Below are 12,047 nucleotides of genomic sequence, written 5' to 3'. Positions count from 1 at the left end.
GCACCGTGAGCCAGCAGATGACGAAAGCCGCCGAGACCGAGACCGCCGACGACCTCGGCCACGGGAACTCCCCGGCGGCCTGGACGGCCGTCGTGATCATGCTGGTCGCCTTCTCGATCGGCACGGTCGCCTTCTTCTTCGCGGTCGTCTGGGTCGTCTGGGCCTCGGTCGCGCTGCTGCTCGTCGGCCTCGTCGTCGGCCTCGTGCTCAAGCGCGCCGGCTACGGCGTCGGCGGACACCGCTACGTGCCGAAGGCGCACAACTAGGTGCTCGACGACCTGTACGCGGGCGCACTGGCCGACGCCGGGGCCCGCCGCGACGCCCTGCCCTTCGCCGCCGTCGAGGCCGCCGCTCTCGACCGTGCCCCCGCGCTCGACGCCCGGGCCGCCCTCGCTCCCGCAGCCGGCGTCAAGATCATCGCCGAGGTCAAGCGCGCGAGCCCCTCGCGGGGCGACCTGCACGCGATCCCGGATCCCGCCTCCCTGGCCCTGTCGTACGCGACCGGGGGAGCGAGCGCGATCAGCGTCCTCACCGAGGGCCGCAAGTTCAAAGGCAGCCTGGCCGACCTCGAGGCCGTCCGCGCCGTCGTCGACGTGCCCGTGCTCCGCAAGGACTTCATCGCCGACCCGTACCAGGTGTTCGAGGCCCGCGCCGCGGGCGCCGACCTGGTCCTGCTCATCGTGGCCGGGCTCGAGCAGGCCCGCCTGGTCGAGCTGCACGACCTCGTGCGCGAGCTCGGCATGACCGCCCTCGTCGAGACGCACTCGGCCGACGAGGTCGCTCGCGGCCTCGACGCCGGGGCCGAGGTGCTGGGCGTCAACGCGCGCGACCTCTCGACCTTCGAGCTCGACCCCGACCTGTTCGGCCGCCTGGCCGACTCGATCCCCGCCGGCGTCACCCGCGTCGCCGAGTCCGCCGTCATGTCGCCCGCCGACGTGGCGCACTACCGTCGCGCCGGCGCCGACGTCGTGCTCGTGGGCGAGGCCCTCGTCACGCACGGCGACCCCGTCGACGCGCTCACCCGCTTCCTGGAGGTCTGACCGTGGCACTGCGAGACGAGACCGGGCCGTACTTCGGCTCCTTCGGCGGGCGCTTCGTCCCGGAGTCGCTGGTCGCGGCGCTGGACGAGCTCGACGCCGCCTACAAGGCCGCCGCCGTCGACCCCGAGTTCCAGGCCGAGCTGGCCGCCCTGCACGCCACCTACACCGGTCGCCCGTCGATCGTGACCGAGGTGCCGCGCTTCGCCGAGCACGCCGGGGGAGCGCGCATCCTCCTCAAGCGCGAAGACCTGAACCACACGGGCTCGCACAAGATCAACAACGTGCTCGGCCAGGCGCTCCTCGCCCGCAAGCTCGGCAAAACCCGCCTCATCGCCGAGACCGGGGCGGGCCAGCACGGCGTCGCCACGGCGACCGCCGCCGCCCTCTTCGGCATGTCCTGCGTCGTCTACATGGGCCAGGTCGACACCGAGCGTCAGGCGCTGAACGTCGCCCGGATGCGCCTGCTCGGGGCCGAGGTCGTCTCGGTCACGACGGGCTCGCGCACCCTGAAGGACGCGATCAACGACGCCATGCGCGACTGGGTCGCCAGCGTCGACACCACGCACTACGTGCTCGGCACGGTCGCGGGCCCGCACCCGTTCCCCGCCATGGTGCGCGACTTCCACAAGATCATCGGCGAGGAGGCCCGAGAGCAGGTGCTCGCCCTCACCGGCCGGCTGCCCGACGCCGTCACGGCGTGCGTCGGCGGCGGCTCCAACGCCATGGGCATCTTCCACGCGTTCCTCGACGACCCCTCGGTCGAGCTCTGGGGCTACGAGGCGGGCGGCGACGGCGTCGAGACGGGTCGCCACGCGGCGTCGATCACGCTGGGCCGCATCGGCAACCTCCAGGGCACGAAGTCGTACCTCATGCAAGATGAGGACGGCCAGACCCTCGAGAGCCACTCCATCTCGGCCGGCCTCGACTACCCGAGCGTCGGTCCCGAGCACGCCTGGCTCGCCGAGAGCGGCCGCGCGCACTACGAGCCCGTCACCGACGCCGAGGCCATGGCCGCCTTCAAGCTGCTCACGCAGACCGAGGGCATCCTCCCCGCCATCGAGACGGCGCACGCCCTCGCCGGCACCATCAAGCTCGGCCAGCGCCACCCCGACTGGACGATCCTCGTGTCGATGAGCGGCCGAGGCGACAAGGACGTGGCGACCGCGAGCCGCTACTTCGGGGTCCTCGACGAGGAGGCGCAGCAGCTGTGACCGACACCACCTCCGCCCCGCAGGCACGCAGCAAGGTCGCGACGGCCATCCGTGCCCGCCGCGACGCGGGCACCGGCGCCCTGATCGGCTACCTGCCCGTCGGCTTCCCCGACCTCGCCACGAGCATCGAGGCCGCCGTGACCCTCGCCGAGAACGGCGTCGACGTCATCGAGCTGGGCCTGCCCTACTCCGACCCCGTCATGGACGGGCCCGTCATCCAGGCGGCGACGCAGCGGGCCCTGGCCGAGGGCTTCCGAGTCCGCGACGTGTTCACCGCCGTCCGCGAGATCACGTCGCGCACCTCGGCCCCGGTCGTCGTCATGACGTACTGGAACCCGGTCGAGCAGTACGGCGTCCGGCGCTTCGCCGACGACCTGGCCGCGGCCGGGGGAGCAGGGCTCATCACGCCCGACCTCATCCCCGACGAGGCCGCCGCCTGGCTCGAGGCCTCCGAGGCCACCGGCCTCGACCGCGTGTTCCTCGCCGCTCCGTCCTCGAGCGACGACCGCCTCCGCCAGTCCGTCGAGCGCAGCCGCGGCTTCGTCTACACGGTCTCGACGATGGGCATCACCGGCGCCCGGACCGACGTCGACTCCGCGGCCCACACGCTCGTCGACCGGCTGCGCGCCGTGGGCGTCGAGCACGCCTGCGTCGGCCTCGGCATCTCGACCGCGCAGCAGGTGCGCGAGGTGCTCGAGTACGCCGACGGGGCCATCGTCGGCTCCGCGTTCGTCCGGGCCCTCGCCGACGGCGGGCTGCCCCGCCTCGCCGAGGTCGCCGCCGACCTGTCGTCCGGCGCCGCCGTCCGTCGCTGACGTCCGACGCCGACGACGGCCCGCGCTAGAGTCGTCCTCGCGTCGGCCCGCCGTCGTCCCGTAGTCCCCCCTGAAAGGCGCCCCGAACGTGTTCGTTCCCCTGAGCATCCCGAGCCCCTCCGTCGACTGGCAGTACTTCGACCTGACGAGCTGGATCAACTCGACGTTCGGCGCCGCCCTGCCCGGGTCCCTCCGCATCCACGCGTACGCGATCTGCATCCTCGTGGGCATCGTCGCGGCGGTCCTCCTCACGAACAAGCGCCTCACCGATCGTGGCGCCGAGCGCTGGGTCGTCATCGACGTCGCGATCTTCGCCGTGCCGCTGGGCATCGTCGGCGGTCGGTTCTTCCATGTCGTCACCCACCCCGCCGACTACTTCGCCGGCCAGGAATGGTGGCGGGCCCTCGCCGTCTGGGAGGGCGGGCTCGCGATCTACGGCGCCCTGCTCTTCGGCGCCCTGGGCGTCTGGCTGGGCTGCCGCGCCTCCGGCCTGCGCTTCTCCGTCTTCGCCGACGCCCTCGCCCCCGGGCTGCTCGTCGCCCAGGCCTTCGGGCGTCTCGGCAACTGGTTCAACCACGAGCTGTTCGGCCTGCCGACCGACCTGCCCTGGGGCCTGGAGATCGAGTCGACCAACCCCGCCTACCCGGTGGGCCTGCCCGAGGGCACGCTGTTCCACCCGACCTTCCTCTACGAGATCATCTGGATGCTCGCCGGCGTCGCCGTCCTGTTGCTGATCGAGCGCAAGACCGCGATGCAGTGGGGCCGTGCCCTGGCGTTCTACCTGGTCTGGTACGGGATCGGCCGCTCGGTCTTCGAGTCGATCCGGACCGACCCGAGCCTCCTGTTCTTCGGCATCCGCACCAACGTCTGGATGTCCTTCGCCGCGATCGTCCTCGGCGTCGCCATCTGGATCGTCGCGAACCGTCGCCACACCGGGCTGCTCCCCGGCCCGTACGTGCCGGGCCGCGCGCCGTCCGATCGTGCGGCTGAGGTAGACTCGCGCGACACGTACACGGAGGACGACGAACCCGAGTTGGTCACCGTGGCATCATCGGACGACAACACCGAGACCACGCCACGCTCCTGAGCCCGACAGGCACCGTCAGCACCGACACGAGTCAGCGCTGACGACATGACCTGCTCCCTCAGGGACACCTTCCGCGACGAGCACCGCCTCACGGCTGCCACAAGCAGCCACGGGAAGTCACGCTGCGCCGCACCCGGGCCCGCCACCACCGCCCGGACAGCACCTGCCGACGACGGTCGCCTCCGCGCCGTCGTCTCGACGACGGGCCGACGACGTCCCGACCCCCATCGGATCTCCCCGTGAGGACGGATCACATGGCGCTCACGCCAGTTCACCAGCAGTTCAGCACCGTTCCCGCTGCTGCGGGCCTGTACGACCCGCGCAACGAGAAGGACGCGTGCGGCCTCGCCATGGTCGCCACGCTCCGCGGGACCCCGGGCCACGACATCGTCGACGCCGCGCTCGGAGCCCTCCGCAACCTCGAGCACCGCGGCGCCATCGGCTCCGACGCGGGCACGGGCGACGGGGCCGGCATCCTCTGCCAGGTCCCCGACGCGTTCCTCCGCGCCGTCGTCGACTTCGAGCTGCCCGAGGCCGGTCAGTACGCCGTGGGGATCGCGTTCCTGCCGACCGACGAGCAGGAGCGGGCCGAGCTGAAGACCGGCGTCGAGCGGATCGCGAACCTCGAGCAGCTCGACGTGCTCGGCTGGCGCGAGGTGCCCGTGCGCCCCGACGAGCTGGGGTCGCTGGCCCGCGGGGCGATGCCGGCCTTCGAGCAGCTCTTCGTCCGCAGCCGTCGTCACGGGGCCGACGGCGAGCTCCTCTCGGGCGTGGCGCTCGACCGCCAGGCCTACCGTCTGCGCAAGCGCTCCGAGTCGAAGCTCGGCGCGTACTTCACGTCGCTCGGCAGCCGCACCATGGTCTACAAGGGCATGGTCACGACGCTGCAGCTCGAGCCCTTCTACCCCGACCTCAGCGACGAGCGCTTCGCCTCGAAGCTGGCCGTCGTGCACTCCCGCTACTCGACGAACACGTTCCCGTCCTGGCCGCTCGCGCAGCCGTTCCGGATGATCGCCCACAACGGCGAGATCAACACCGTCCGGGGCAACCGCAACTGGATGCGGGCGCGCCAGTCCCAGCTCGAGTCCGAGCTCCTCGGCGACCTCAAGCCGCTGCTGCCGGTGGTCAGCCCCGGAGCCAGCGACTCGGCGTCGTTCGACGAGGTGGTCGAGCTGCTGAGCCTCACCGGCCGCTCGCTGCCGCACGCCATCATGATGATGGTCCCCGAGGCGTGGGAGAACCAGGTCGACATCGACCCGACCCTGCGCGACTTCTACGAGTACCACTCGATGCTCATGGAGGCGTGGGACGGCCCCGCGGCCATCACCTTCACCGACGGCAGCCTCGTGGGCGCCACCCTCGACCGCAACGGCCTGCGCCCCGGCCGCTACCTGGTCACCGACGACGGCCTCGTCGTGCTCGCCAGCGAGATCGGCGTGCTGCCCGACATCGACCCCGCGAAGATCGTCCGCAAGGGCCGGCTGCGTCCGGGCAAGATGTTCCTCGTCGACACCGAGGCCGGCCGCCTGATCGAGGACGACGAGATCAAGCGCGACCTCGCGGCCTCCGAGCCCTTCGGCGAGTGGCTGGCCGAGGGCCGCATCCGGCTCTCCGAGCTGCCCGAGCGCGAGCACATCGTGCACACGCCGGCCTCCGTCATCCGTCGCCAGCGCACCTTCGGCTACACCGAAGAAGAGGTGCGCATCCTGCTCACGCCGATGGCGAAGACGGGAGCAGAGCCCCTCGGCGCCATGGGCAGCGACACGCCGATCGCGGTGCTGTCCGAGCGTCCGCGCCTCCTCTTCGACTACTTCACCCAGCAGTTCGCCCAGGTGACGAACCCGCCGCTCGACTCGATCCGCGAGCAGGTCGTCACGTCGCTGTCGCTCGGTCTCGGCCCGGAGCGCAACCTGCTGTCGGCGACCCCGGAGCACGCGCGTCAGGTCGTGCTCGACTTCCCCGTCATCGACAACGACGAGCTCGCGAAGATCCAGCACATCGACCCCAGCCCCGGCTCGCGCGTCACCTCGACGATCCGCGGCCTGTACCGGGCCGACAAGGGGCCGCGCGCCCTCGAGAAGCGCATCGCCGCCATGTGCAACGAGGTCGACGACGCCATCGAGGCCGGGGCCGAGTTCATCGTGCTCTCCGACCGCGACTCGAACCAGGACTTCGCACCCGTCCCGTCCCTCCTGATGCTCGCCGCGGTCCACCACCACCTGATCCGGACCGAGAAGCGCATGTCGGTCGGCCTGATCGTCGAGGCCGGCGACGTCCGCGAGGTGCACCACGTCGCCACCCTCATCGGCTACGGCGCCTCGGCGATCAACCCCTACCTCGCGATGGAGACCTGCGAGAACCTCGTCCGGTCGGGCATGATCACCGGCATCTCGCCGGAGGACGCCGTCCACAACCTGATCAAGGCGCTCGGCAAGGGCGTGCTCAAGATCATGTCCAAGATGGGGATCTCGACGGTGTCGAGCTACGCCGCCGCCCAGGCCTTCGAGGCCGTCGGCCTCAGCCAGGAGTTCGTCGACACCTACTTCACCGGCACGTCGAGCGTGCTCGGCGGGGTGGGCATCGACGTCGTCGCGGCCGAGAACAAGCAGCGCCACACGAGCGCGTACCCGATTGACGGGTCCGTCGTGGCGCACGAGCGCCTCGCGACCGGGGGCGAGTACCAGTGGCGTCGTGAGGGCCCGCGCCACCTGTTCAACCCCGACACCGTGTTCCGCCTGCAGCACGCCACGCGCACGCGCCGGTACGACATCTTCCGCGAGTACACGAAGCTCGTCGACGACCAGTCGGAGGACCTGATGACCCTCCGCGGGCTGTTCTCGTTCCGGCAGGGCCTCCGCGAGCCGGTGCCCCTCGACGAGGTCGAGCCGATCGAGTCGATCGTCAAGCGGTTCTCGACCGGCGCGATGAGCTACGGCTCCATCTCGAAGGAGGCGCACGAGACCCTCGCGATCGCCATGAACCGCCTGGGCGGAAAGTCCAACACGGGCGAGGGCGGCGAGGACGTCGACCGACTGCTCGACCCCGAGCGACGCAGCGCCGTCAAGCAGGTCGCCTCGGGGCGCTTCGGCGTGACGAGCATGTACCTCACCCACGCCACGGACATCCAGCTCAAGATGGCCCAGGGCGCCAAGCCCGGCGAGGGCGGGCAGCTGCCCCCGACGAAGGTCTACCCGTGGGTGGCGCGCACCCGCCACGCGACGCCGGGCGTCGGCCTGATCAGCCCGCCGCCGCACCACGACATCTACTCGATCGAAGACCTCAAGCAGCTCATCTTCGACGTCAAGCGCGCCAACCCGACCGCCCGGGTGCACGTCAAGCTCGTGAGCCAGTCGGGCATCGGCGCGGTCGCTGCGGGCGTGACGAAGGCCCTCGCCGACGTGGTCCTCGTCTCGGGCCACGACGGCGGCACGGGCGCCAGCCCGCTGAACTCGCTCAAGCACGCCGGCACCCCGTGGGAGATCGGCCTCGCCGAGACCCAGCAGACGCTGATGCTCAACGGCATGCGCGACCGCGTCGTGGTGCAGGTCGACGGCCAGATGAAGACGGGCCGCGACGTCGTGATCGCTGCGCTGCTCGGCGGCGAGGAGTTCGGCTTCGCGACCGCGCCGCTGATCGTCGAGGGCTGCATCATGATGCGGGTCTGCCACCTCGACACCTGCCCCGTGGGCGTCGCGACGCAGAACCCCGAGCTCCGGGCGCGGTTCTCGGGCAAGCCCGAGTTCGTCGTCAACTTCTTCGAGTTCCTCGCCCAGGAGGTCCGCGAGATCCTCGCCTCCCTCGGCTTCCGCAGCCTCGACGAGGCGGTCGGCCGTACCGACGCCCTCGACGTCGACCGTGCCCTCGACCACTGGAAGGCCTCCGGTCTCGACCTGTCGCCCGTGCTGGTCGGACCGCACTTCGACGACGACGAGCCCCGTCGCAACCACCGGCAGCAGGACCACGAGCTCGAGTCGCACTTCGACGTCGAGCTCATCGCCCGCAGCTCCGACGTGCTCGAGAACGGCGGCCGGGTCGCGATCTCGCTGCCGATCCGCAACACCGAGCGTGCCGTCGGGACGATGCTCGGCCACGAGGTGACCGTCCGCCACGGCGAGCACGGCCTCCCCGAGGGCAGCATCGACGTCACCCTCACCGGGTCCGCCGGGCAGTCGCTCGGCGCGTTCCTCCCGGCGGGCATCACGCTCCGCCTCGAGGGCGACAGCAACGACTACGTCGGCAAGGGCCTGTCCGGCGGCACGGTCGTCGTGCGCCCGTCGCGGGAGAGCACGTTCGTTGCGGAGGAGAACGTCATCGCCGGCAACGTGATCGGCTACGGCGCGACCCAGGGCAGCCTGTTCATCCGCGGCATCGTGGGCGAGCGCTTCCTGGTCCGGAACTCGGGTGCCAGCGCGGTCGTCGAGGGCGTGGGCGACCACGCGCTCGAGTACATGACCGGCGGGCTCGCCGTCATCCTCGGCGACACGGGCCGCAACCTCGGCGCCGGCATGTCCGGGGGGACGGCCTACGTGCACCGGCTCCGCAGCGAGCGGGTGAACGCCGAGTCCCTCGCGTCGGGCGAGCTCGAGCTGCACCCGCTGGGCAGCGCCGACGTCGAGATCCTCTCCGACCTCCTGTCGCGGCACCTCGCCGAGACGGGCTCGCCCGTCGCCGAGCGCCTGCTCGCCGACATCGACGCCGCGGCGTCCGAGTTCGTCAAGGTCCTGCCGCGTGACTACGCCGCCGTCCTCGCCACCCGGCAGACGGCCGTCGACGAGGGTCTCGACCCCGATGGCGACGAAGCCTGGAAGCGAATCCTGGAGGTGACCGGTGGCTGATCCGAAGGGGTTCCTCAAGACCCAGAAGCGCGAGCTCCCGAAGCGTCGTCCCGTGTCCGTGCGGCTGATGGACTACAAGGAGGTGTACGAGCAGCAGGAGAGCGGCGAGCTCCGCCGTCAGGCGGGCCGCTGCATGGACTGCGGCGTGCCGTTCTGCCACCAGGGTTGCCCCCTCGGCAACCTCATCCCCGAGTGGAACGACCTCATGTGGCGCGGCGAGGGCCGCCAGGCCAGCGAGCGGCTGCACGCGACCAACAACTTCCCCGAGTTCACGGGCCGTCTGTGCCCCGCGCCCTGCGAGGCCTCCTGCGTGCTGGGCATCAACCAGCCGCCGGTGACCATCAAGCAGGTCGAGGTCAGCATCATCGACCAGGCCTTCCAGCAGGGCTGGGTCACGCCGCACCCGCCCGAGCGCCTCACGGGCAAGACCGTGGCCGTCGTCGGGTCCGGCCCGGCCGGGCTCGCGGCCGCGCAGCAGCTGACGCGGGCGGGGCACACCGTCGCGGTCTACGAGCGGGACGACCGCATCGGCGGCCTGCTGCGCTACGGCATCCCCGACTTCAAGATGGAGAAGAAGCAGATCGAGCAGCGGCTCGCGCAGATGCGCGCCGAGGGCACACGCTTCCGCGCCGGCGTCGAGATCGGCCGCGACATCGCCTGGGACGACCTCCGTGCGCGCTACGACGCCGTCGTGGTCGCCACGGGCTCCACCGTCCCGCGCGACCTGGACATCCCGGGCCGCGACCTCTCCGGCGTCCACTTCGCCATGGAGTACCTGGTGCAGCAGAATCGCACCGGTGCCGGCGACCGGGTCGACGACCAGATCACCGCCGAGGGCAAGCACGTCGTCGTCCTGGGCGGCGGCGACACCGGAGCCGACTGCATCGGCACGGCGCACCGTCAGGGCGCCCTGTCCGTGACGAACCTCGCCATCGGCCAGCAGCCCCCGGAGGAGCGGGCCGAGTCCCAGCCCTGGCCCACCTTCCCGACCCTGTTCGAGGTCGCCAGCGCGCACGAGGAGGGCGGCGAGCGGATGTACCTCGCCTCCACCGTCGAGTTCCTCCGCAACGAGGTCGGCGAGGTCCGTGCCGTCCGCGTCGCCGAGACCGAGTACCTCGACGGCCGTCGCGTTCCCAAGGCCGGCACCGAGCGCGAGATCCCCGCGGACCTCGTCCTCCTGGCCCTCGGGTTCACCGGGCCCGAGCGCGACGCGATCGAGCAGCAGCTGCGCGTGCCGTTCGACTCCCGGGGCAACCTCGACCGCGGCGGCGACTACCAGACCTCCGAGCCCGGCGTGTTCGTGACGGGCGACGCGGGACGCGGCCAGTCCCTCATCGTCTGGGCGATCGCCGAGGGCCGCGCGGCGGCCTCGGCCGTGGACGCGTGGCTCGAGGGCGAGACGATCCTGCCGTTCCCGGTCAAGCCCACGGATCGCGCCATTTCGGTCTGACCCGGCTCGAGTCGGGAATAGGCTTGTGGAACGGGTCCTCAGCCGTCCCACCCCCTACCTACAGTAAGGAACACATGAGACGCGCAAAGATCGTCGCCACCCTCGGGCCGGCGACGTCGAGCTACGACGACATCCGGGCCATCATCGACGCCGGCGTCGACGTGGCCAGGATGAACCTCAGCCACGGCAGCTACGACGTGCACGAGTCCGTCTACGCCAACGTGCGCAAGGCCGCGGCGGACGCCGAGCGTCCCGTCGCCGTGCTCGTCGACCTGCAGGGCCCGAAGATCCGACTCGGCAAGTTCTCCGACGGTCCGCACGACCTCGCGGTCGGCGACGTGTTCAAGATCACCACGGACGACATCCTCGGCACCAAGGAGATCTGCGGCACGACCTTCAAGGGCCTGCCCGGCGACGTCGCCGTGGGCGACCCGCTGCTGATCGACGACGGCCGCGTCAAGCTGCGCGTCCTCGAGACCGACGGCACGACCGTGACGACCGAGGTCGTCGTGGCGGGCACGGTCTCGAACAACAAGGGCATCAACCTGCCCGGCGTCGCCGTCAGCGTCCCCGCCCTGTCCGAGAAGGACGAGGCGGACCTCCGCTGGGGCCTGGCCCTCGGCGCCGACTTCATCGCGCTCTCGTTCGTCCGCGACGCCGACGACGTCACCCGCGTGCACGAGATTATGGCGGAGGAGGGGCGTCGTCTGCCCGTCATCGCCAAGATCGAGAAGCCGCAGGCCGTCGACAACCTCGAGGCGATCATCGACGCGTTCGACGGCATCATGGTGGCCCGTGGCGACCTCGGCGTCGAGCTGCCCCTCGAGGCCGTCCCCATCGTGCAGAAGCACGCCGTCGAGCTGTCCCGCCGCATGGCCAAGCCGGTCATCGTCGCGACGCAGATGCTCGAGTCGATGATCTCCAGCCCGATCCCGACGCGCGCCGAGACGTCTGACGTGGCGAACGCCGTCCTCGACGGTGCCGACGCGGTCATGCTCAGCGGCGAGACGAGCGTGGGCGAGTACCCCGTCGTCACGGTGCAGACCATGGCCCGCATCGTCGCCTCCACCGAGGAGCACGGCCTCGAGCGCATCCCGCCGCTCGGCACGAAGCCCCGCACCCAGGGCGGCGCGATCACCCTGGCGGCGGCCGACGTGGCCGAGTTCGTCCAGGCGCGGTACCTCTGCGTGTTCACGGAGTCGGGCGACTCCGTGCGTCGCATGTCGCGCCTCCGCCACTCGATCCCGATCCTGGCTTTCACGCCCAACGAGGCGACGCGTCGCCGCATGGCGCTCAGCTGGGGCGTCCAGTCGTTCCTCGTCGAGAACGTGACCCACACGGACGCCATGTTCGAGCAGGTCGACGACATCCTCCTGGGGAACGCGCTGGCGCTCTCGGGCGAGAAGGTCATCGTCATCGCCGGGTCCCCTCCCGGGATCGCGGGGTCGACGAACGACCTCCGCGTGCACCGCGTGGGCGACGCGCACGGCGAGGCCGCACCGGCCTACGCCAGCACGAACTAGCGCGCACGCCGGCCGTCGGCCGGGTCGCCTCCTCGGAGGCGGCCCGGCCGTCGTCGTTCCCGGAGCCGCTCGTGCCCAGACCCGCG

The 12,047-nt window shown here is 71.3% G+C and carries 8 protein-coding genes; all 8 read left to right on the top strand.

The window, feature by feature from the left end:
• Nucleotides 1-17 precede the first annotated feature (17 nt).
• Entirely contained in the window at nt 18-266 is a 249-nt protein-coding gene (locus tag ITJ48_RS01710) for a DUF6704 family protein (RefSeq protein WP_194613291.1), read from the top strand.
• Nucleotides 267-1,040 (top strand): indole-3-glycerol phosphate synthase TrpC, encoded by a 774-nt coding sequence (gene trpC / locus ITJ48_RS01705; RefSeq protein WP_146900766.1) that lies wholly within the window; start codon nt 267-269, stop codon nt 1,038-1,040.
• Nucleotides 1,041-1,042: 2 nt separating this feature from the next.
• Nucleotides 1,043-2,251 carry a tryptophan synthase subunit beta gene (gene trpB, locus ITJ48_RS01700; protein WP_133737528.1) on the top strand — a complete coding sequence of 403 codons (1,209 nt, stop codon included), beginning with the start codon at nt 1,043-1,045 and terminating at the stop codon, nt 2,249-2,251.
• Complete coding sequence (gene trpA, locus ITJ48_RS01695; RefSeq protein ID WP_194612159.1) at nt 2,248-3,066, top strand: tryptophan synthase subunit alpha; 819 nt, start codon at nt 2,248-2,250, stop codon at nt 3,064-3,066. Before trpB ends, trpA begins: the two co-directional genes overlap by 4 nt.
• A gap of 88 nt (nt 3,067-3,154) precedes the next feature.
• The gene (gene lgt / locus ITJ48_RS01690) at nt 3,155-4,153 is read left to right on the top strand and encodes a prolipoprotein diacylglyceryl transferase (RefSeq protein ID WP_370544729.1); all 999 of its coding nucleotides are present in this window, start codon (nt 3,155-3,157) and stop codon (nt 4,151-4,153) included.
• A 254-nt stretch (nt 4,154-4,407) separates the two neighbouring features.
• Complete coding sequence (gene gltB, locus ITJ48_RS01685) at nt 4,408-8,988, top strand: glutamate synthase large subunit (protein WP_194613289.1); 4,581 nt, start codon at nt 4,408-4,410, stop codon at nt 8,986-8,988.
• Nucleotides 8,981-10,438 (top strand): glutamate synthase subunit beta, encoded by a 1,458-nt coding sequence (locus tag ITJ48_RS01680; RefSeq protein WP_194612158.1) that lies wholly within the window; start codon nt 8,981-8,983, stop codon nt 10,436-10,438. Before gltB ends, ITJ48_RS01680 begins: the two co-directional genes overlap by 8 nt.
• 74 nt (nt 10,439-10,512) lie before the next feature.
• A complete protein-coding gene (pyk, locus tag ITJ48_RS01675; protein ID WP_194612157.1) occupies nt 10,513-11,961 on the top strand; it encodes a pyruvate kinase in 1,449 nt (482 codons plus the stop codon).
• Nucleotides 11,962-12,047: the final 86 nt, after the last annotated feature.

Source organism: Frigoribacterium sp. VKM Ac-2530 (assembly GCF_015350835.1).
GTDB lineage: Bacteria > Actinomycetota > Actinomycetes > Actinomycetales > Microbacteriaceae > Frigoribacterium.
The sequence above is the reverse complement of the archived record's forward strand: the minus strand, read 5'-3'. Positions and strand labels throughout refer to the sequence as shown.

Bases quoted from the DNA above. Each gene is read 5' to 3' on its own strand.
- ITJ48_RS01710 (WP_194613291.1), top strand. From the start codon at position 18: ATGACGAAAGCCGCCGAGACCGAGACCGCCGACGACCTCGGCCACGGG.
- gltB (WP_194613289.1), top strand. From the start codon at position 4,408: ATGGCGCTCACGCCAGTTCACCAGCAGTTCAGCACCGTTCCCGCTGCT.
- pyk (WP_194612157.1), top strand. From the start codon at position 10,513: ATGAGACGCGCAAAGATCGTCGCCACCCTCGGGCCGGCGACGTCGAGC.